Annotated in this window: 14 protein-coding genes, 6 pseudogenes and 1 riboswitch; of the genes and pseudogenes, 10 read left to right on the top strand and 10 right to left on the bottom strand. The window is 72.2% G+C overall.

What is annotated here, in order from left to right:
- The first annotated feature begins 214 nt into the window (after positions 1-214).
- The 3 genes and pseudogenes from BJF83_RS06095 (at position 215) to BJF83_RS06085 (ending at position 5663) form a co-directional block, all read left to right on the top strand.
- Positions 215-703 carry a MerR family transcriptional regulator gene (locus BJF83_RS06095; protein WP_075925524.1) on the top strand — a complete coding sequence of 163 codons (489 nt, stop codon included), beginning with the start codon at positions 215-217 and terminating at the stop codon, positions 701-703.
- A gap of 251 nt (positions 704-954) precedes the next feature.
- Positions 955-1043: riboswitch (glycine riboswitch) on the top strand.
- Positions 1044-1243: 200 nt separating this feature from the next.
- On the top strand, positions 1244-4048 hold the full coding sequence (gene gcvP / locus BJF83_RS06090; RefSeq protein WP_394329301.1) for an aminomethyl-transferring glycine dehydrogenase: 2805 nt from the start codon (positions 1244-1246) through the stop codon (positions 4046-4048).
- Between the two features lie 359 nt (positions 4049-4407).
- Positions 4408-5663 (top strand): annotated as a pseudogene (locus BJF83_RS06085) (tetratricopeptide repeat protein).
- A gap of 24 nt (positions 5664-5687) precedes the next feature.
- Here BJF83_RS06085 and BJF83_RS06080 read toward each other — a convergent pair.
- The 4 genes and pseudogenes from BJF83_RS06080 to BJF83_RS06065 all read right to left on the bottom strand — a co-directional run bounded on the left by BJF83_RS06080 (position 5688) and on the right by BJF83_RS06065 (position 9190).
- A complete protein-coding gene (locus tag BJF83_RS06080; RefSeq protein WP_075925522.1) occupies positions 5688-5888 on the bottom strand; it encodes a DUF5999 family protein in 201 nt (66 codons plus the stop codon).
- 169 nt (positions 5889-6057) lie between these two features.
- A pseudogene (locus BJF83_RS06075) lies at positions 6058-7424 on the bottom strand (threonine/serine exporter ThrE family protein).
- Between the two features lie 244 nt (positions 7425-7668).
- Complete coding sequence (locus BJF83_RS06070; RefSeq protein ID WP_075925521.1) at positions 7669-8343, bottom strand: response regulator transcription factor; 675 nt, start codon at positions 8341-8343, stop codon at positions 7669-7671.
- 44 nt (positions 8344-8387) lie between these two features.
- Positions 8388-9190: pseudogene (locus BJF83_RS06065) on the bottom strand (RecB family exonuclease).
- An 83-nt stretch (positions 9191-9273) separates the two neighbouring features.
- Here BJF83_RS06065 and BJF83_RS26565 point away from each other — a divergent pair.
- The gene (locus tag BJF83_RS26565) at positions 9274-10413 is read left to right on the top strand and encodes a site-2 protease family protein (protein WP_143831807.1); all 1140 of its coding nucleotides are present in this window, start codon (positions 9274-9276) and stop codon (positions 10411-10413) included.
- Positions 10414-10531: 118 nt separating this feature from the next.
- Here the strand turns inward: BJF83_RS26565 and BJF83_RS06055 are convergent, their stop codons facing one another.
- Positions 10532-11005 (bottom strand): hypothetical protein, encoded by a 474-nt coding sequence (locus tag BJF83_RS06055; RefSeq protein WP_075925520.1) that lies wholly within the window; start codon positions 11003-11005, stop codon positions 10532-10534.
- 32 nt (positions 11006-11037) lie between these two features.
- Positions 11038-12298 (bottom strand): annotated as a pseudogene (locus BJF83_RS06050) (multiprotein-bridging factor 1 family protein).
- A gap of 362 nt (positions 12299-12660) precedes the next feature.
- On the opposite strand from BJF83_RS06050, the gene BJF83_RS06045 reads away from it, so the two are divergent.
- A complete protein-coding gene (locus BJF83_RS06045; RefSeq protein ID WP_187347101.1) occupies positions 12661-12921 on the top strand; it encodes a hypothetical protein in 261 nt (86 codons plus the stop codon).
- Between the two features lie 219 nt (positions 12922-13140).
- The gene (locus BJF83_RS28545; protein WP_262391350.1) at positions 13141-13299 is read left to right on the top strand and encodes a DUF2000 domain-containing protein; all 159 of its coding nucleotides are present in this window, start codon (positions 13141-13143) and stop codon (positions 13297-13299) included.
- Positions 13300-13335: 36 nt separating this feature from the next.
- Here BJF83_RS28545 and ppgK read toward each other — a convergent pair.
- Positions 13336-14098, bottom strand: a pseudogene (gene ppgK, locus BJF83_RS06035) (polyphosphate--glucose phosphotransferase).
- 196 nt (positions 14099-14294) lie between these two features.
- On the opposite strand from ppgK, the pseudogene BJF83_RS06030 reads away from it, so the two are divergent.
- The 3 genes and pseudogenes from BJF83_RS06030 to dop all read left to right on the top strand — a co-directional run bounded on the left by BJF83_RS06030 (position 14295) and on the right by dop (position 19087).
- Positions 14295-15238, top strand: a pseudogene (locus tag BJF83_RS06030) (tRNA (adenine-N1)-methyltransferase).
- A gap of 295 nt (positions 15239-15533) precedes the next feature.
- Positions 15534-17303, top strand: coding sequence for a proteasome ATPase (gene arc, locus BJF83_RS06025; RefSeq protein ID WP_083678433.1), 1770 nt, complete (start codon positions 15534-15536; stop codon positions 17301-17303).
- Between the two features lie 263 nt (positions 17304-17566).
- Positions 17567-19087: a depupylase/deamidase Dop gene (dop, locus tag BJF83_RS06020; RefSeq protein ID WP_075925518.1), complete on the top strand. Its 1521-nt coding sequence runs from the start codon at positions 17567-17569 to the stop codon at positions 19085-19087.
- A 281-nt stretch (positions 19088-19368) separates the two neighbouring features.
- On the opposite strand, the gene BJF83_RS06015 is transcribed toward dop, so the two are convergent.
- Complete coding sequence (locus BJF83_RS06015; protein WP_143831805.1) at positions 19369-19908, bottom strand: hypothetical protein; 540 nt, start codon at positions 19906-19908, stop codon at positions 19369-19371.
- A gap of 197 nt (positions 19909-20105) precedes the next feature.
- Positions 20106-20306 (bottom strand): hypothetical protein, encoded by a 201-nt coding sequence (locus tag BJF83_RS06010; RefSeq protein ID WP_075925516.1) that lies wholly within the window; start codon positions 20304-20306, stop codon positions 20106-20108.
- Between the two features lie 297 nt (positions 20307-20603).
- On the opposite strand from BJF83_RS06010, the gene BJF83_RS06005 reads away from it, so the two are divergent.
- Positions 20604-21002 carry a hypothetical protein gene (locus BJF83_RS06005; protein WP_262391349.1) on the top strand — a complete coding sequence of 133 codons (399 nt, stop codon included), beginning with the start codon at positions 20604-20606 and terminating at the stop codon, positions 21000-21002.
- A 6-nt stretch (positions 21003-21008) separates the two neighbouring features.
- Here the strand turns inward: BJF83_RS06005 and BJF83_RS06000 are convergent.
- Positions 21009-21512: hypothetical protein (locus tag BJF83_RS06000; protein ID WP_262391348.1), on the bottom strand; the 504-nt coding region annotated here is incomplete at its 5' end.

Here is a 21512-nt window from a genome sequence, read left to right as displayed (position 1 = left end):
CTGCCGGTCGGCCGTCCTACGGTCGGTGCAGTGGAACCCGCGGCGCACCCCATCCCTGAGTGGACATCCCCTGTCGACGCCGCCGTGGGACGAGGAGCCGGAGGTCGGCGTGGCGGTAGCGGGCGGCAAGCGGGAGACCCATGACAGGCGGTCCGCGCTGCGGCTAGCGGGGCAGCAGGGCCTACTGTGCGAAGAGGACGTGGTGGCGCTGCCTATGGACGTCGGGTATAGGGGCCCAGCGGCGTGTACCGCCGCGGGGATCACCTACCGTCAGCTCGACTACTGGGCCAGGACCGGTCTGGTCGAGCCGAGCGTGCGTGCCGGCGCCCACAACGCGCCCCTGTACAGCCTTCCCGACATCCTGCTGCTGAAGGTGGCCAAACGTCTCTTGGACACCGGCATCTCGTTGCAGCAGATCCGCAACGCCGTCGACCATCTGCGCGGCAGGCCCGCACCCGAGTTGGCCCGCATCACGCTGATGAGCGACGGCGTCAGCGTCTACGAGTGCACGTCCCCCGACGAGGTCGTCGACCTCATGCAACGCGGCCAGGGCATGTTCGGTCTGGCGCTGGGCAACGTGTGGCGCGAACTGGAGGAGGCCCTGGGCGTCGTTCCGGCCGAGGACCGCGCCGACCTGCCCGCCGCTCCTCGGCAGCCGGTGGACGAGCTGGCGCGTCGCCGCCGCGAGCGCCGCACGGGCTGAACCCGCCGGGCGCGGCGGTCGTGCGTTCGGTCCCCGCGCGAGAACCTGGACCGGGCGCGTCCCGCCTGTGGACGGTGTGCGCGATCGAGCGGGCGCACGGCTGGGGACCCCGGATCGGCGGGGCTGGCGGCCGTGGACGCCGGACCCGGGCTCGGCCTCCGGCCCGAGGATCGAGTACCGTTTGGTCACAACGAGGACGAAAACTGACATTCGTCCTGTTCGTACATCCATGCACAGCGTCAACAGGCCGTCAATACCACGCGGGAGAGACCCCGGCAGGGGCGCCGACGGGGCAATACTCCCCAGTAACCTCTCAGGCACCACGGACCGCGTGGAGGAGGCCGCTCTGAAGCCCGGCACCGCCGTGCCCGGTGACAGAGGGGGAGACCGTGAGGAAAGCGCCGACCCGTTCGGCCCTGTCACCAGGAGGTCTCCGTGCCTGACCAGTCCACGCCAGACCCGACGCCGCACACCCCCGGCACCCCCGCACGGGTCTTCGCCGACCGCCACATCGGGCCCACCCCCGCCGAGACCGTGGAGATGCTCAAGGCCGTCGGCTACGGCTCCACCGCCGAGCTCATGACCGCCGCCGTGCCCGAGTCCATCCTCACCGGCCCCGGCCGCAGCGCCCCCCTCGACCTGCCCGAGGCGCTCGGGGAGGCCGAGGCCCTCGCCGAACTGCGTCGCCTGGCCGACCGCAACCGGGTGCGCACGTCCATGATCGGCCTGGGGTACTACGACACCCTCACCCCGCCCGTCATCCTGCGCAACATCATGGAGAACCCGGCCTGGTACACGGCGTACACGCCCTACCAGCCCGAGATCTCCCAGGGTCGCCTGGAGGCCCTGCTCAACTTCCAGACGATGGTCTGCGACCTGACCGGCCTGCCCGTCTCCGGCGCCTCCCTGCTGGACGAGGCCACGGCCGCGGCCGAGGCCATGACGCTGGCCCGGCGCGCGGCCAAGAGCGAGGCGGACGTCTTCGTCGTCGACGCCGACGTCTTCCCCCAGACCCTGGACGTGCTGCGCACCCGCGCCGAACCGCTCGGGATCGAGATCGTGGTCGCCGACCTGTCCCGGGGCCTGCCGGAGGGCGACGCCTTCGGTGTCCTGGTGCAGTACCCCGCCTCCAGCGGCGTCGTGCGCGACCCGGGCGACGTCGTGGCCGCCGCCCACGAACGCGGCGCGCTGGCCGTCGTGGCCGCCGACATCCTCGCCCTGACCCTGCTGCGCAGCCCGGGGGACCTGGGCGCCGACATCGCGGTGGGCTCCACCCAGCGCTTCGGCGTGCCGCTCGGCTTCGGCGGCCCGCACGCCGGGTACATGGCCGTCGGCGAGAAGCTGCGCCGACAGCTGCCCGGACGCCTGGTGGGCGTGTCGGTCGACCAGGCGGGCCGTCCCGCCTACCGCCTGGCCCTACAGACCCGCGAGCAGCACATCCGGCGCGAGAAGGCCACGAGCAACATCTGCACCGCCCAGGTCCTGCTCGCCGTCATGGCCGGGATGTACGCCGTCCACCACGGGCCCGACGGCCTGCGCGCCATCGCCCGCCAGGTGCACACCCGCGCCGCAGCCCTGGCCGACGGTCTGGCGGAGCGCGGCTTCGAGGTCGTGCACGGCGCCTTCTTCGACACCCTGCGCGTGCGCGTGCCCAACTCCGCCGCCGTCGTCGAACGCGCCCTGGAGGCGGGGTACAACCTGCTGGCCGTCGACCAGACCACGGTGGGCGTCAGCGTCGACGAGACCACCGCCCCCGCCGACCTGGAAGCTGTCCTGGGAGCCTTCGGCGAGTTCGAGCGCGGCTCCTCCCGCGCGGGCCTGACCGTCGACGAGTCCGCCGACCGCGTGCCCGCCGAACTGCGGCGCGACGTGGACTACCTGACCCACCAGGTGTTCAACACCCACCGCAGCGAGACGTCCCTGCTGCGCTACATGCGCCGCCTGTCCGACCGCGACCTGGCCCTGGACCGCACGATGATCCCGCTGGGCTCGTGCACCATGAAGCTGAACGCGACCGCCGAGATGGAGGCCGTCACCTGGCCGGAGTTCGCGGGACTGCACCCGTTCGCTCCACTGGACCAGGCCGCCGGGAGCCTGGCCCTCATCCGCGACCTGGAGGCGTGGCTGACCGAGGTCACCGGCTACGACGCCGTCTCCCTCCAGCCCAACGCCGGATCCCAGGGCGAACTCGCCGGGCTGCTGGCGATCCGCGGCTACCACCGCTCCCGGGGCCAGGCCCACCGCGACGTCTGCCTCATCCCCAGCTCCGCGCACGGCACCAACGCCGCCAGCGCCGTGATGGCCGGAATGCGCGTGGCCGTCGTCGCCTGCGACGGCCGCGGCGACATCGACCTGGCGGACCTGCGCGCCAAGACCGACAAGCACGCCGGGGACCTGGCGGCCATCATGGTCACCTACCCCTCCACGCACGGCGTGTACGAGGACACCGTCACCGAGGTGTGCCGCCTGGTCCACGAGGCGGGCGGCCAGGTGTACGTCGACGGCGCCAACCTCAACGCGCTGCTGGGCTGGGCCAAGCCCGGCGAGTTCGGGGCCGACGTCAGCCACCTGAACCTGCACAAGACCTTCTGCATCCCGCACGGCGGCGGCGGTCCCGGCGTCGGACCGGTGGCCGTGCGCGCGCACCTGGCCGGGTTCCTGCCCAACCACCCGGGCCAGCCCGAGGCGGGCCCGCACACCGGCGTCGGCCCGGTGTCGGCGGCGCCGTTCGGGTCGGCGGGCATCCTGCCGATCTCGTGGGCCTACGTCCGGATGATGGGCGAGGACGGGCTGCGCGCCGCCACCGAGACGGCCGTGCTGTCGGCCAACTACCTCGCCAAGCGCCTGGAGCCGTACTTCCCGGTCCTGTACACCGGCGCCAACGGCCTGGTGGCGCACGAGTGCGTCATCGACATCCGGCCGTTGCAGAAGACGAGCGGGATCAGCAACGAGGACGTCGCCAAGCGCCTGATGGACTACGGGTTCCACGCGCCGACGATGTCGTTCCCGGTCTCGGGCACGCTGATGGTCGAGCCGACGGAGAGCGAGAACCTCGCCGAACTGGAGCGGTTCGTCGAGGCGATGATCGCGATCCGCGGGGAGATCGACCGGGTGGCCTCGGGGGAGTGGGACGCCGACGACAACCCGCTGCGCAACGCGCCGCACACCGCCGAGGCGGTCACCGCCGACGTGTGGGAGCACGGGTACGGCCGCGCGGAGGCGGTCTACCCGCTGCCCTCGCTGCGCCAGGACAAGTACTGGCCGCCGGTGGGCCGGATCGACCAGGCCTACGGGGACCGCCATCTGGTCTGCTCCTGCCCGCCGCCGGAGGCCTTCGAGCTCTGACGGGCCCACGGGGGCGCCGACGCGGTGCACCGCTTCTCCGACGTCGGACCGGCCCACTGACGGTGAGGCGCCCAGGGTCTGAGCCCGGTCGAGTACCGGGCTCAGGCCCTCCGGCGTCGGGCGGATCCGGGTGGCGGCGTACCGGTCGACGTACTCCTCCAGGGCGCGGGCGCTCCCTGGGTGATGTCGTAAATCTACGACGTAAAGGTGACGCTCCGCCACACGAGACGCCCGGACACGGGAGCGGCACGCGCCCCCGACGGAGGGCGAACCCCTCACCCGCGGGTTACAGTGGCGGCGACACCCACGGTGCCCGCCCCGCCGAGCGGACACCGACGCCCCCATGGAAAGCGCGCCGCATGACCACCACGTCCGGGCCGTCCGCACGCTCCGGTCCCGCCGACCCGCCCCAGGCCGCCGATCCGGCCGACTCCGGGGAGGCGGACGCCCCTCCCGCCCACTCCGCCGGCGACCTGTGCGACCAGGCCCAGGACCTGGCCCAGAACGGCCACCTCAGGCGCGCGGCCGTCCTGTTCCGGCGCGCCGTGGCCGCCGACCCGCCGCCCGAGGTCCTGGCCCGCGCGCTGCTCGGCCTGGCCGTGGTCGAGGACCAGCGCGGCGACCCGCCCGCCGCCCGCGAGGCCGCGCGCCGGGCCCTGGCCACCGGGGACACCCGGTACGCACCGCGCGCCGCCCACCACCTGGCCCTGTCCCTGGAACAGCAGGGCGCGGGGGAGGAGGCCGCGCATGTCTGGCGGCGACTGCTCGACCTGGGCGGTGCGGCCCACACGGCGGTCGCCCACTACGGACTGGCCCGCGACGCCGAGGCGAGGGGGGACCGTGCGGCGGCCGAGGAGCATTGGGAGGCCGCGCTGGAGCTGCCGGCCGACCGCGTGGAACTGGGCCGCCTGCACGCGTCCACCGTCGTCGAGGCCGCGCGGGACCTGGCCGGGCGCTGCTGGAACGCGGGCGGCCCGACGCCGCCCTGGCCGCCGTCGAACGCGGGCTCGCGGTCGCTGACGACCCCGAACTGCGTCTGCGGCGCGCAGCCGTCCACCTGGAGCGGGCCGTCGGCGACCTGGGCGCCATCGTCCCCGCCGCGAAGCCCCGCACCGGCCCCGAGGACGATCGGCGCCCCGACCCCGCGACCTCGGGCGCGGCCGTCGAACTCCTGGCGGGGCTGCTCGCCCTGCTGGGGGATCCCGAGGCGGCCGAACACGTCTGGCGGGCCGGCCTGGACGACCGGGACACCGCCGAGGAGGTGCGCCGCCGTCTGGGCCGCGGATTCGCCTCCGCCCCCGAGGCGGACGCGGCTCCGCCGTGGTGGGAGCCCTACCTGGAGGAGGCCGCGGCCACCTCCAGCACCTGCGTGCTGGCCGGGGAGCTGTTCGCGGTCGTGACCCGGATGCACGCGCTGCTCGCCGTCCCCGTGGTCGAGGGCGAGGCACGCCCCTCCGTCCTGCGGGCCGTCATGGAACAGGCCCTGCGCACCCCGAGCGAGACGGTGTGGGGCGCCGACGTGCACGCCGACTTTCGGCGCCGACTGCACGAGGCGATGGGGGAGGACCCGCTGCCGGAGGGGTGGCCGGAGCACGGGCCACCGGGGAGCCGCTGAGCGGGATGGCGGGAGGCGCGGGGGTCAGGCGGCCACGTGGACGTGGGGTCGGTGTGGGGCGACGACCGCGCCGTCGGGGAGCAGTTCACCGGTGTCCTCGAACAGGACGACGCCGTTGCAGAGCAGGCTCCATCCCTGCTCGGGGTGGCTGGCGACCACCCGCGCGGCCTCGCGGTCGGTGTCCTCGTAGGACGGACAGGCGGGTTCGTGGCTGCACGTGAACATGGAAGGCCTTTCGGTCCAGAACGCTCGGCGTGAGCTGAGGTCCAGAGTAGTGGCTGACATCACATGTCGGAGCGGTTTGGAGCGCGTCGCACCGCCCCGACTTCTCTGTCCCCTGGGATACCCGGCGATGGCGCGATGGTTCTGGCCGACCTCGGACGGATCCGGTTGTTCAGTACCCTCCGCGTGTCCTGCGGGCCGCCGGCCGACCGCGCATGCCCGCCCCGGCCAGGCCCCCGTGCTGGAAGGCCCGCACGAGCTCACCGCCGAGGTTGACCCCGGCGCCCAGGGCGAGCCCGACCATGACCGCCTCGACCAGGCTGAGCAGGCCCGAGACCACGGTTCCCTGGGTGATCTGGACGAGGCCGCGGTAGAGGATGCTTCCGGGGAGCAGGGGAGCGATCGCCGGGATGAGGTAGGTCAGGACCGGCCTGCGGGTGCGCCGGGCGAGCCAGTGGCCGACGACGCCGACCGCGACCGCGCCCGCCACGGTGCCCACCACCGGAGGGACCTCCAGGGCGGCGCGCAGGCCCGCGTAGATCACCCAGATCATCACCCCCAGCACCCCGATGGTGGGAAGGAGCCGCAGGGGGACGGCGAGCGAGATCGCGAAGGCCATCGCGATGCCCGCGGCGCCGACCAGCACCGGGATCTCCAGGGACGTGCCCGCCGAGGGCAGGGAGTCGAGGTTGATGCTCACGCCCAGGCGGATGGCGGTGTAGGCGACCGCGGCCACGCCGGAGACGATCGCGCCCAGGATGAGGAAGGTCTCCAGGAGGCGGGCGGCGGCGGAGACGTAGTAGCCGCTGATACCGTCCTGCAGGCTGGCGACCAGGGGTCGTCCGGGCAGGAGGGCCATGATGTTGCCGGTGATGATCGCGCCGGCCCGCAGCCCGAGCTCCAACTCTGAGCTGATCCACAGCATGGCGAGGCCGATCGCGGCGGCGACGACGGCGGCGGCGGCCATCTGGTAGAACTCGGCGACGCCGCGTCGGGCGAGGAAGACGGCGGTGCGGTCGCCCAGGACCGTGGCGAGGAACGCGACGGAGGCCACGATGAACCCGCCGCCCATCATCACACTGGCGCTGGAGGCGATCAGCCCGAAGCCGACCGCGATCATCCAGTTGGGGTAGGGCGTGCGTGCACGGCGGATCCGGTTGAGGCGCGTGGCCGCCTCCTCCAGGTCGAGCAGGCCCAGCGCGGCCTCCTGCACGAGGGTGTGCAGCTCGCCGACGCGGAAGTAGTCGAGGGTGCGGCGGCGGACCACGCGCTCGCCGGTGATCGGGGGCAGGTCGCCGCCGGGGTGGGTGGACAGCGTGATGGTGGTGAAGGTGACCGACACCTCCGCGCGGGGCAGTTCGAAGGCGACCGAGAGGCTGAGCATGGCCTCGCTGACCGCCTCGGTTCCCTCTCCGCTGGCGAGCATGAGTTCGCGACGCGGAGCACGGTGTCGATCGCGCGCGCGTCGGGGAGCTGTCCCTCCTCGTCCAGCTCGTCGGGGGCCAGATCCCGTTCGTGCTCGGTCCGCCAGTCACGCATCCGGCTCAGCAGGCGGTCCTCACTGGCCGCCACGGGCCGCTCGCGGTCGCTGGGCATGTCGTCCTCCCTTCCCTTCCCGTCCGGTTCCGTCGTGGCGGCGCGTCGCCTTCCACCGCACAGGAGACGCCGCAGGGTGGGGCGGAGTTGGCCTGGTCGGGGGGCGGACGCCGGTGAGGTCGGTCACCGGACCATCCTTTCAGGGCGGCCGGGAGGCTGACGGCGACGCGCCGGGCGCCGCACCCGCTCAGGGGTCCGCCCGGTCTCCGGGACGCACCAGGCCGGTCTCGTAGGCGTGGACGACGGCCTGGACGCGGTCGCGGAGCCCGAGCTTGGTGAGGACGCGGCCGACATGCGACTTGACGGTGGTCTCGCCCAGGACCAGGTGCGCGGCGATCTCGGCGTTGCTCCATCCCCGGGCGACCAGGCGGAGCACCTCGTTCTCGCGGGCGGTGAGCGGGCCGTCGGGTGCGGGGTCGGCGGGCAGGCGGGGGGCCCAGCGGCGCAGGAGCCGGTCGAGGACGGCGGGGGCGATGACCGCTCCGCCGTCGGCGACGACCTCGACGGAGGCGACCAGATCGGCGGGCGGGGCGTCCTTGAGCAGGAAGCCGACCGCGCCCGCGCGCAGGACTCCGGTGACGTACTCGTCGAGGTCGAAGGTGGTCAGCGCGAGGACGCGGATGTCGTGTCCCAGCCCCGCGGCCCACCGGGTGATCCGTCCGGTGGCCTCGACGCCGTCCATGCCGGGCATGCGCACGTCCATGAGGACGACGTCGGGCAGGAGACGGCGGGCGGCGTCGACGGCCTCGCGGCCGTCGGCGGCCTCACCCACCACCGACAGGCGGTCGGCGGCCTCCAGGATCATGCGGAAGCCCGCGCGCACGAGCGGTTGGTCGTCGACGAGCAGAACTGAGACGGGCACGGCGTCGATTCTGCCGCACTCCGCAACGGCCCCGGGCGCGCGGCTCAGCGGGTGGGCAGCGGAGGCGGGGTGCCTCCGAACTCGGGGCAGAGGGCCTGGTGGTCGCACCAGCCGCAGAGTTTGCTGCGCCGGGGCTCCCAGACGCCCGTGCGTCCGGCCTCCTCGATGCGGTCCCAGATGTGACCGATCTCCGCCTCGGCGGCGCGCAGCTCGTCCTCGGTGGGGTCGTACCAGCGGACGGCGCCGTCGCCGCGAGGTAGACGAGTTGGAGGCGGGCGGGGACGACGCCCAGGTCGCGCCAGATCATGACGGCGTAGAAGAAGATCTGGAACTTGGCCCTGTCCTCGAAACGGGGGTGGGGCGACTTGCCGGTCTTGTAGTCGACGACGCGGATCTGGCCGGAGGGGGCGACGTCGACGCGGTCCACGTAGCCGCGCAGGCGCAGCCCCGAGGGCAGGGCCACGTCCAGGCGCGTCTCGCGGTCGCGGGGCTCCAGACTGGTCGGGTTCTCCAGGTCGAAGTAGCGGGTGACCAGGGCGCGCGCGGACTCCAGCCAGGCGTCGCGTTCGGCGTCGTCGGCGAACAGGCCGTCGACCTCTGGGCGCTTGGCCCGCAGCCGCTCCCACTGGGGTCCGACCAGGTCGACGGCGGTGCGGGCGGTGCGGGTCTCGGCGGGGAGCTCGTAGAGCCGCTCCAGGCAGGCGTGGACGAGGGTGCCGCGCAGGGCGGCCGAGCTGGGCGGTTCGGGGAGTTTGTCGATGACGCGGAACCGGAAGAGCAGCGGGCACTGCAGGAAGTCGGAGGCGCGGGAGGGGGAGAGGGCGGACGGGAGCGGCGCGATGGTCATGGAACGAGCCTACGAGAGGGTCGTGACCGATGGGGGCCGGTCGGTCCGGGCGGCGGCCACGGCGCACGCCCTAGTCTGTGAGCGTGACCAACGACGATTCCGCGCCCGTGTCCCGTGAGCGTTCCCCGGGGCTCCTGCTCGGGCGCCCCTTCGGCATCCCCGTGTACGTGACGTCCTCGTGGCTGATCGTGGCGGTGCTGATCACCTTGGTCTACGGCGGGATCGTGCAGAACCGGCTGGCGCTGGGGCCGTCGGCGTACGTGCTGGCGTTCGTGTTCGCGATCTTGCTGTACGCGTCGGTGCTGGTGCACGAGTTGGCGCACTCGGTGGTGGCTCGGAAGTTCGGTCTTCCCGTGCGGCGCATCGTGCTGTACGTGCTGGGCGGCGTCTCGGAGATCGAGAAGGAGGCGCCCACGCCCGGGCGCGAGTTCTGGATCGCGTTCGCGGGGCCGCTGCTCTCCTTGGGGCTGGCGGCCGGGGCGTACGTGTTGGCGTCGGTGGCGGATCCGTTCAGCGTGCCGGGTGAGCTGCTGTTCCAGCTGTGGGTGGCCAATCTGCTGGTGGGTGTGTTCAACCTGCTGCCGGGGTTGCCGCTCGACGGCGGCCGGTTGCTGCGCGCCGGTGTGTGGAAGCTGACGGGGCGGCCGTTCGCGGGCAGCGTGGTGGCGGCCTGGGGCGGTCGGCTCCTGGCGGCGGTGGTGGTCGCGCTGCCGTTCGTGTTCGCGTGGTCGGCGGGCGGTCGGCCGAGCCCGTGGGCGATCGTGTGGGGTCTGGTCCTGGGCGGGTTCATGTGGATGGGCTCGACGGAGGCGCTGGCCACCGCGCGGATGCGCGCCCGGGTGCCGGGGTTGCGGGCGCGGGCGTTGGCGCGGCCCGCGGTGACGGTGCTGGGCGAGACCCCTTTGGCGGAGGCGGAGCGCCGCGCCGGGGAGTGCGGCGCCCGCGCGATCGTGGTGGTGGACGCGGCGGGGACGGCGGTGTCCATCGTGCACGAGGCGGCGGCCGCGGCGATCACCGAGGCGCGCCGGGCGTGGGTTCCGGTGTCGAGTGTGTCGCGGGCGGTGACCCGGGGCGCGGTGGTGTCGGCGGATCTGGAGGGCGAGGCGCTGGTGGAGGCGTTGACCAGCCGCCCGCTGCCGGAGTACCTGGTGGTGGAGGAGGACGGGCGGGTGTTCGGGGTGCTGCGGTCCGAGGACGTCAACGCGGCGATGACGGGTCGGTGATGAGGGCGGGCCGCGTCGGCGGCGTCGTTCGAGGGTGGCGGTGCGGCCGGGATCTGGCCGGAGGAGGGGGCCCGCTGTGCCCCGCTCCGCGAGTTCGGCGGCGTTTGCGGCCCACGTCCTAGCGGCGTGCGCCCCGGGGCCAGAGCACGGTGACCGGCCGGTAGCGCTGGCGCGCGTAGGCGACGACGTCGGCGGTGCCGCCGGGGCCGCGTGCGGGGAGACCGTCCCAGACGGCGATGAGCTGGTCGCAGCGGTCGACCAGCGTCCGTCCCGCGTCCATGTGGGCCTCGGGGGTGGAGGCGGCGTTCTGGAGCGTGTGTACGAGGACGGCCCGCCCCAGGAGGCGGTCGTAGACGCGGTGGTGTTCGGCGGGCAGCGCCTCGCGGTAGCCGAGGGACGGAACGATCACCTCCAGCGGCGCGCCCGCCGCGACGACCGCCTCGGCGAAGACGGTGTCGGCTCCGTCGGCCAGACAGGTCAGTCCGACCATCTCGCATCCGTACGGTTCCAGGTGTCCGGTGATCAGGTCGGCGACGCGTGCGCTGACGTCGGGGGGCAGTGCGCGGTGTCCGGTGATGCCGATGCGGATCACGAAACCTCCCTACTGGTCGTTTCGCCGCTTATTTACCCAGCGGCGGGCAGACCGGTCATGAGCGAGGTGAGCCGTTCGTCGAGGGCGTCGACGAACCGGGCGCGCGGCCCCCGGTAGCGGCGGCGGAAGGCGCGGACGCGACCGATGACGCGTTCGGAGCCGAAGCGGATGCCGGTGGTCAGTGCCTCCTGGGCCAGGCGGAAGGCCTCGTCGACGTCTCCGGCCTCGGCGTGGGCGCAGGCCAGCTCGACCTGGAGGACGGCGGACTGTTTGACGCTGGGCGCGGTGGCGCCGAAGGCCTCGTCGAAGGCGGCGCGGGCGTCGTGGGGCTGGCGCAGGCGGACGCCGACGAGGGCCCGGTATCCGGCGACCTTGGCCTCGTCGAAGGCGAAGACCCAGGGCCAGGGCGGGTCGCGTTGCCGGGGCGGGAGACTTCGCGTTCGGCCCGGCCGAGCGCTCGGGCGGCGGCGGCGCGGTCCCCGATTCCGGCGTGCGCGAGCGCGGCCACGCAGTTGAGCCAGGCGCGGGCGGTGGGGTGGGCGGCGGGGCCGAGGACGTGTTCGGCCCCGCGGACCAGGCCGAGCCCGAGCTCGGGGTCCTCGGCGGTGTCGATCTCGAACGCGGCCAGGGAGCCGAGCATGTAGACGTCGAGGAGGCGCATCCCGGCGTGGCGGGCGCGGACGACGGCGGTGCGGTAGTGCATGCGGGCCGAGCCCAGGTCGCCTTGGTCGGCGTGGAGCCAGGCGGCGAACCCGGAGGCCTCGCTGGCGGCGGCGCTGAGTTCGGTGAAGAAGGGCGTTGCGCGCGAATGCGTGAGCATCTGCTCGGACAGATGCACGTGCGCCACCGCGCTGGGCAGCAGGTGGCGGGCGCAGGACGTGGCGTCCATCCGCCGTTGGCCCCCGGTGATCGAGCGCAGCGCGGGGGCGGTCGTCTCGTTGACCGGATGCGGTGCGCCGTCCCACCCCGGGGAAGGGGACACGGTGGTGACCAGGGCGCCGGCGGCGACCACTCGTCCGAAGTCGCGTCGTCTCGTGTCGTCCACCCCCTTCTGGTCGGGGCCGTCCTGGTGCGGGGCGTCGGCGAAGCGGATCAGGTGCAGGGGGATCGCCAGGCGTCGGGCGAGGTCCTGGACCTGGTTGACGGTGAGCGACTGTTGGCCGTTGACGACGCGGGAGACCCAGCTCTGGGAGTAGTCGACCGCTCGGGCGAGGTCGCCCTGGGACCATCCGCGAGCCTCGCGGACGCCTCGATGACCGTCGCCATGTCGCAGGTGGCCAGTGCGGCCGCGATGCGCGGCCGAGTCCACAGGTCGGGTGGGAGAACGCCGTCGGGTTGGGGCATGAGCCTAGGTTAGGGACTCACGCGGTGCTCGGGGACTATGTGCGAGAAAGAACGGGGCATGCGCGATGCGCATAGGAGCGGCACACCGCCCCGCGGATACGGCAGAGTGGCAGGGGTCGTAGGTCGCCGGTGGATCTGGAGCACCTGGGAGGGAGGCCCCGTGACCGTGGAGACCCCGTCAGCGGGTGGTTCGAGTGGGTCAGCGTATGGGTGTGGTGGCGAGGGTCGGCCCGAGGAGGGCGGATCGGTCGTCGCTGCCTCGGCGGCCGAGGCGGGCGGTCGCACGGACGCGGTCGGCCGTGCTGCGGGGGATGGCCGTGGAGCTGAGGTCGCACGGGGTGGAGGTGCGCGAGGACGGGGTGTCCGGCGCCGTCGACGCCGGACCCGTCTCGCGACCGCAGCGGGCGTTGCTGCGTCCGCACCGGGGCGGCCTGTGGTGGTGGATGCGGTGGCCGCTCCAGGAGGGGGTGTCCCCGGCGTCGGCGGGGGTGCCGCTCTCGCCGGTCGCCCGGACCTCGGACGCGGCCCGGCGGATCGCTGGCGCCCTGTCGGCGTCGCCCGGCCGACCCTGAACACGCGCGAGGTCCCCCGAAACCTCGCGCGCCTGCGGGCGTGTGCCGTGTCCACGCCCGGTGAGCGGGTGGGGTCTGGGCTTCCCCGGAACCCAGTCTCCCTCTGCACGGGGTCGCGCCCCGCCCCGCCCGCTCACCCCGCACGGCCCGGGACGGCCGAGACGCTCCCCTGTTCACTGCCCCTTCGTCCCCTTCGGTGAGCGGAGCCTCCCGGCTCCGGTGCCCGGTCGTCGACCGGGCACCGGCCGGCCGTCGGCTGCGGGCCGACGTGGACGGCGCGCCGCGACCGCCGAGGAGCTGTCGCTGGTGGGCGTGGCCGTGTACGGGCCGCGGGGCCAGGTCGACAAGACGGTCAAGGGGCTCGGGCTGCACCCGTGAGCCGGGAGCGCGGCCGGTCGTCGGGGCGGTGGACCGTCAGGACGGCGGACGGTCGGCGGCGGCCAGGGCCGCGCCGACGATCCCGGCGGTGTTGAGCAGCGCTGCCGGGACGATCGGGGTGCGGATGTCCAGGAGCGGGAGGAAGCGGTCCGACTTGCGGCTGACCCCGCCGCCGACCACGATCAGGTCCGGCCACAGCAGGTCCTCGACCACCCGGTAGTAGCGTTGGAGGCGGTGGTGCGCCCACTGCTCGTAGGTGAGCCCGTCGCGTTTGCGCGCGGCGGAGGAGGCGCGGGTCTCGGCGTCGTGGCCGTGGACCTCCAGGTGGCCGAACTCGGTGTTGGGCACCAGGTGGCCGTCGACGAGCAGGGCGGAGCCGATCCCGGTGCCCAGGGTGGTCAGCAGGACCACCCCGGCCACGTCGCGGGCGGCGCCGAAGCGGACCTCGGCGACGGCGGCGGCGTCGGCGTCGTTGAGGACGCGGACCGGGCGCGACGGCTCGGGCGAACAGGGCGTGGGCGTCGGCGCCGATCCAGGCGTCGTCGAGGTTGGCGGCCGTGCGGACGACGCCGCTTTGGACGATGCCGGGGAAGGTGACGCCGAGGGGCCCGTCCGCGGCCTCGGGGAAGTGGGCGACGATCCGCCCCACGATGTCGGCGACCTCGTGGGGCGCGGAGAGTTCGGGGGTGGGGATCTTCAGCCGTTCGGCGGTGAACTCGCCGGTCGTCAGGTCGACGGGCGCTCCCTTGATACCGCTGCCGCCGATGTCGATTCCCAAGCCGGTGGTCGGGTGTGACATGGGTCGTGGTCTCCCTGGTGCCGTGGTCGTGGGCGGCGCCCGTGCGGGACCGCTCTCGCCGATACTGCCCTGCGGCCCCGAGGGACCGGTAGTCATCGGGCGTGGCGCGGGTGTCGGCGTGGTCGGGGCGGTGCCGGCGGGCCGATACTCTGGGCGATTGCCCGACCAAACGCGACGTGGGAAGACGAGAGCGACGTTGACCGGTATCCATGGCCGCCGCGGCCCCTTCGCCGACGGCGACACCGTGCAGCTGACCGACCCCAAGGGCCGCATGCACACCATCACGCTGAGCGAGGGCGGCGCCTTCCACTCGCACAGGGGCAAGGTCGACCACGACGACCTGATCGGGTGGCCCGAGGGCAGTGTGGTGACCTCCAACACCGGTACCTCGTACGTGGCGCTGCGTCCGCTGCTGATCGACTACACGCTGTCGATGAAGCGCGGAGCGACGATCGTCTACCCCAAGGACGCCGCCCAGGTGCTGGTGGAGGCGGACATCTTCCCGGGCGCGCGGGTCGTGGAGGCCGGAGCGGGGTCGGGCGCATGTCCAACTGGCTGCTGCGCGCGGTCGGCGAGCAGGGGATGGTGCACTCCTACGAGCGCCGCGCCGACTTCGCCGAGATCGCGCGCAGGAACGTGGAGCGGTTCCACGGCGGACCGCACCCGGCGTGGAGGCTGACCGTCGGGGACCTGGTCGAGTGCCTGGACGAGACGGACGTGGACCGGGTCTTCCTCGACATGCTCGCGCCGTGGGAGTGCCTGGACGCGGTCGCGCGCGCCCTGATCCCCGGCGGGCTGGTGTGCTGCTACGTGGCCACGACGACGCAGCTGTCGCGGGTGGTCGAGGAACTGCGCGAGGACGACCGGTTCTACGAGCCGCGTTCGTGGGAGACGATGCTGCGCACCTGGCACGTGGAGGGGCTGGCGGTGCGTCCGGACCACCGGATGATCGGGCACACCGGGTTCCTGGTGACCGCGCGGCGGTTGGCCGACGGCGCCCAGGCTCCCGAGCGGCGGCGCCGTCCGGCCAAGGGCGCCTACGGCAGGGACTTCGAGGCCGCGCGGGCGGCGGAGAAGGGGGCCGCCACGGCTGGCGCCGGGGCCGGTGAGCGGACCGGGGAGCGCTCGCTCCAGGACTGAGACACGACGTGCCGGGTCCGTCCTCTCCCCGGACACCGGGGGCGGCCGGTCCCGTTCGCGTGTGCGGGCGTGGCCCCCGCCGCCTCGCCCGCCACGTGCGGGAAGGGGCTGGCGCGTTCTTGCCCGTGGCTCGACACGGAGGTTACTTTCTCATTACGTCGGACCATCCGCTACCACTGTGACCTGGTGATACGCAAGGCCGATAAATGAGGCCTTCGACACTCGCCGTAGGTGGGAGGTTAGGAATTGGGCAGGGGTAGGTAGGCTCCCGAGTAGTCGTCCTTCTCAAAGGGAGGTGGCGGACGTGGCCGAGCGCGACGACGAGCGTCAGAGCGACCGGGACCGTGAGGTCGCTGAACTCACGGCTCAGGTCTCCTACATGGAAAAGGAACTCAGCGTGGTTCGGCGTAAGCTCGCTGATTCGCCCCGACATGTACGCCTGCTGGAGGAGCGGCTGAGGGAGGCCCAGGCCAACCTCGCCGCGGCCAACGGCCAGAACGAACGGCTCGTCTCCACGCTCAAGGAAGCCCGTGAGCAGATCGTCGCCCTGAAGGAGGAGGTCGACCGGTTGGCGCAACCGCCCTCCGGGTTCGGCGTCTATCTGGGGTCCCGTGAGGACGAGACGGTCGAGATCTTCACCAACGGCCGCAAGATGAGGGTCAACGTCAGCCCCTCGGTGGACCTGGACGGGCTGCGTCCGGGCCAGGAGGTCATGCTCAACGAGGCGTTCAACGTCGTCGAGGTCGAGTCCTTCGAGACCGTCGGCGAGGTCGTCATGCTCAAGGAGCTGCTGGAGGACGGCGAACGGGCCCTGGTGATCTCGCACCACGACGAGGAGCGGATCGTCCGCCTGGCCGACCCGCTGCGCGACGAGCCGGTGCGGCCGGGGGACTCGCTGCTGCTGGAGCCGCGGTCCGGGTACGTGTACGAGCGGATCCCCAAGTCCGAGGTCGAGGAGCTCATCCTTGAGGAGGTCCCGGACATCGCCTACTCCGACATCGGAGGCCTGTCGGGGCAGATCGAGATGATCCGCGACGCGGTCGAGCTGCCCTACCTGCACAAGGACCTGTTCTACGAGCACCAGTTGCGGCCGCCCAAGGGCGTGCTGCTGTACGGGCCGCCCGGGTGCGGAAAGACGCTCATCGCCAAGGCGGTGGCCAACTCGCTGGCCAAACAGGTGGCCGAGCGGACCGGCCGCGACGTCGGCAAGAGCTTCTTTCTCAACATCAAGGGCCCTGAGCTGCTCAACAAGTACGTGGGCGAGACCGAGCGGCACATCCGCCTGGTCTTCCAGCGGGCCCGGGAGAAGGCCTCCGAGGGCACGCCGGTCATCGTGTTCTTCGACGAGATGGACTCGATCTTCCGCACACGCGGTTCGGGTGTGTCCTCGGACGTGGAGAACACGATCGTCCCGCAGCTGCTGAGCGAGATCGACGGGGTCGAGGGCCTGGAGAACGTCATCGTCATCGGCGCCTCCAACCGGGAGGACATGATCGATCCGGCGATCCTGCGGCCGGGGCGGCTGGACGTCAAGATCAAGATCGAGCGGCCCGACGCCGAGGCGGCCCGCGACATCTTCGGCAAGTACATCACCCCGGACCTGCCGTTGCACGACGAGGACACGGCCGAGCACGGCGGGTCGGCCAAGGCCACGGTGGAGGCCATGATCCAGCGGGTCGTGGAGCGGATGTACACCGAGGGTGAGGAGAACCGTTTCCTGGAGGTCACCTACGCCAACGGGGACAAGGAGGTCCTGTACTTCAAGGACTTCAACTCCGGCGCGATGATCGAGAACATCGTCTCGCGTGCCAAGAAGATGGCCATCAAGGCCTTCATCGACAACCAGTCCAAGGGCATCCGGGTCGCGCACCTGATGCAGGCCTGTGTCGACGAGTTCAGCGAGAACGAGGACCTGCCGAACACCACCAACCCGGACGACTGGGCTCGGATCTCCGGTAAGAAGGGTGAGCGGATCGTCTACATCCGGACCCTGGTGACCGGCAAGAAGGGCGCCGACTCCGGGCGGAGCATCGACACGGTGCCGAACACGGGGCAGTACCTGTAGGAGCACGGTATTCGAACGCGGTACTCGGGGCCGACCGGACATTCCGGTCGGCTCTCGCCGTGTCGATCGTCCGCTCTGCCCACACGTCACGCCGCACGAGATCCCGGGTGTGCCCGGCCACCGGTCCGCCCGCCGTGGGAGCCCGGCCGACGTGCGCGGACGCCTGAGTCCGCCCCCGGCGTGAAACGCCCGGGGAGACGGCACTTGGGCCACGATTGGCGCGGAAACGTTCAAGACCCGGCCGTGGCGGATAACCTCTCATCATGAGTGTGCGGCGGATTATGGGTATCGAGACCGAGTACGGGATCTCCGTGCCAGGCAACCCCGGGGCCAACGCGATGGTGACCTCCACTCAGGTGGTCAACGCCTACCTGGCCGCCTCGGCGGCGCGGGCGCGGCGCGCACGGTGGGACTTCGAGGAGGAGAACCCACTGCGCGACGCACGGGGGTTCGACCTGGCGCGGGAGGTGGCCGACCCGACTCAGCTCACTGACGAGGACCTGGGGCTGGCCAACGTCATCCTCACCAACGGCGCCCGGTTGTACGTCGACCACGCCCACCCCGAGTACTCGGCGCCGGAGGTCACCAACCCGCGCGACGCGGTGCTGTGGGACAAGGCGGGGGAACGGGTGATGGCGGACGCGGCCGCACGTGCGGGTGCGACGCCGGGGATCGACCCGATCCAGCTGTACAAGAACAACACGGACAACAAGGGCGCCTCCTACGGGTGCCACGAGAACTACCTGATGGACCGGTCGACGCCGTTCGGCGACATCGTGCGGCACCTCATCCCGTTCTTCGTGTCGCGCCAGGTGGTGTGCGGCGCGGGCAAGGTCGGTATCGGCGCCGACGGTCAGGGCCCCGGGTTCCAGCTCTCCCAGCGCGCGGACTTCTTCGAGGTCGAGGTGGGGCTGGAGACGACGCTCAAGCGTCCGATCATCAACACGCGGGACGAGCCGCACGCCGACCCCGACCGTTACCGGCGGCTGCACGTGATCATCGGCGACGCCAACATGAGCGAGATCTCCACGTACCTCAAGCTGGGCGCCACGGCGCTGGTGCTGGCGATGATCGAGGACGGGTTCATCAGCGTGGACCTGTCGTTGGAGACGCCGGTCGCGGATCTGCGCGCGATCTCGCACGACCCGGGGCTGACGCACCGGGTGCGGCTGCGCGACGGGCGGCGGATGACCGCGTTGGAGATGCAGGGCGAGTACCTGGACCAGGCGCGCAAGTACGTGGAGGACCGGTTCGGCACCGACGTCGACCCGGACACGGCGGACGTCTTGGACCGCTGGGAGTCGGTGTTGACGCGGCTGGGCAACGACCCGATGGAGCTGGCCACGGAGTTGGACTGGGTGGCCAAACTCAAGGTCCTGGAGGGGTACCGGTCGCGGGACGGGCTGGACTGGTCGCACCCGCGGCTCCAGCTGGTGGACCTGCAGTACTCGGACGTGCGCGCCGACAAGGGGATCTACAACCGGCTCGCTGCGCGTGGGCGGATGCGGCGGTTGCTGGAGGAGCCGGAGGTGACGCGGGCGATCACGGAGCCGCCGGAGGACACCCGGGCGTACTTCCGTGGCCGGTGCCTGTCCAAGTACGCGGACGAGGTGGCGGCCGCGTCGTGGGACTCGGTGATCTTCGACCTGCCTGGATACGACTCGCTCCAGCGCGTGCCCACCCTGGAGCCCCGGCGGGGGACCAAGGAGCACGTGGGCCACCTGCTGGACGACTCGCCGACGGCGGCCGACCTGGTGGCCATCCTCACCGGACAGAGGTCGTAGCGGGGCGACCGCCGGATCGCGTCGCGGGCGGGGCCGGAGGAGGCGACCGGCTCTCATCCGATGAAGCCGAAGGGCACTGAGCGGCGCGCCCGACCGACCTGGCAGGAGTTGTTCCCGGAGGCCGGCCACCTGGGCGGGACGGGACGCCTCGCCGTGCGGGCACGACAAGACCGGTCTCGCGCGACCCTGCGTCGCGCGAGACCGGTTCCACCAGCGCGCCCTCAGAGGGGAACTACCCCTCGTGGCGCTCGGGGACGCTCATCCACCCGCCATACGGGGCGTCAGGCCTGGCCCAGGCGGTAGCCGCCCGAACCCAGGCAGAACTCGACGCTGCGCACCTTCTCGAAGCGGACCGTCGGGCCGAACGTCTTGTTGTCCGGGGCGGGCACCCCGACGACCGGGGCGTGCAGGTCCTGGTCCTTGGTGACGCCGTCCATCGCTCGGTAGTCGTACAGGTTGGCGCCCAGCCCACCCCTGACAAGGACACCTTCGGCCGCGAGGCCGTCCTCGACGCGGAAGTCGACCAGCTTGCCGCGCACGACCTTGGTCACGCTGACCGGTCCGAACTGCCCCTTCTTCACGGGCTTCACCTCAAGCGTGAATTCGCACTTGAATCCCAGGCGCTTGAACGTCGCGTCGCCCTCCACCGCCGTCGGCGGGACATCGGCGCCGAGCTGGGGGCCGGGGTTCGGGGCGGCCACGAAGGCCGAGGCGGGGGCGGTGACAGCGACCGCAGCCGCGGTGGCCAGGCCGAGGCCGATGAGGCGCAGCCCCATCATCGTGCGCTTCGACGCGGTCTTGTCCCCAATGGATGCTCGCATGCCGTATACTCCTTCATTTTGTTCGTGGTGTGGCGGCCTCGGTCCTCGCCAACGGTCGGCGGCACCCCGTCGGACGCCGTTATGGCTGATCACCGCGGGGTGGCCTCGGCCGCACCCATGGTTACACGAACTCAAAGTAAGCAAGTGACGACACTCTGTGTTTGTTGTTTGTGTATACCGAGTATTGGGGGGAATGGTCAGGCGTCGGTGGCGCCGAGTTCGCGCGGGCGGCACTCGGTGCAGTCGCCACGGCACGCGGCGCCGTAGTTGGTCATCGACATCGACTGGCACCGCGCGCACACCAGGCGTTTCCCGCCGGGCGGCACGTGCTGCCACTCGTGGTGGCCGCGTCGGCAGATGCCGGACGGTCCGATCGTCGTCTCCTTGCGTTTGGCCATGCAGGAACCGTAGCCCAGGCGCGGGGCGCTGACGGGTTCACGTGTGCCAGGTTGGGTCGTGGCAGGGCGTCGGTTCCGGGTTCGGCGTCGTCCGAAGCTCCAGCCGGTCCCCCGCGTCCTCCGGGGGACCGCGGCCCATGAGGCGTTCGGCCTCGCGCCAGGGTCTCCCCGGCAACGGGGGCGTCCCCGGCCGCACCCCGCGCGTGCGGCCGGGCCCGTGCCCACCTGCGTCCAGATCGTAGATGGGAAATTCCTGAAACGCCTGCGGACATGGCGAAGGGCGTCGAGGATCGGTGTGTGAAAACTGACCTTGACGCCCTTCTGACAGCACTCTACGTCCATCTGGACGATGACGTGATCCCTTTGGTGAACCGGCGCCGCGCGGCCCGGGCCGTCCGCCCCTGCTCACCGACGCCGAACTCGTCTGCGTCGCCCTGGCCCCTGGTCCTGCTGCGCCACGATTCCGAACGCCACCGGATGCGCGCCGCCCCGCACCGGATCGGGCACCTGTTCCCCCGCCTGCCCGGCCAGTCCGAGTACAACCGCCACCTGCGTGATGCGGCGCCGCTCCTGTTCAGGGCCGCGATGTGGCTCGCCCGGGCTGTTCCGACCTGGTGGGAGCACCTGTGGTTGATGGACGCCCGCGAGTGCGCTCAGGGGCCGTGGCGCCCGGGGACGCTCATCCACCCGCTATAGGGGGCGTCAGGCCTGGTTCGCGCGGTAGCCGTCCATGTTCAGGCAGAACTCGACGCTGCGCACCTTGTGGAAGTCGGTCTCCAGGTCGGCCGGGACGTGCGACGTGTAGACCGGGGTGTGCAGGTCCTGGTCCTTGGTGACGCCGTCCATCGCTCGGTAGTCGTACAGGTTGGTGCCCTGCCCACCCCTGATGAGGACACCTTCGGCCTCGTAGCCGTCCTCGACGCGGAAGTCGACCAGCTTGCCGCGCACGACCTTGGTCACGCTGACCGGTCCGAACTGCCCCTTCTTCACGGGCTTCACCTCAAGCGTGAATTCGCACTTGAATCCCAGGCGCTTGAACGTCGCGTCGCCCTCCACCGCCGTCGGCGGGACATCGGCGCCGAGCTGGGGGCCGGGGTTCGGGGCGGCCACGAAGGCCGAGGCGGGGGCGGTGACAGCGACCGCAGCCGCGGTGGCCAGGCCGAGGCCGATGAGGCGCAGCCCCATCATCGTGCGCTTCGACGCGGT

Origin of the sequence: Nocardiopsis sp. CNR-923 (assembly GCF_001942255.1) — a bacterium.
In the GTDB taxonomy this organism is placed as follows: Bacteria; Actinomycetota; Actinomycetes; order Streptosporangiales; family Streptosporangiaceae; genus Nocardiopsis.
This window is presented reverse-complemented; position numbering and strand designations above follow the sequence as displayed.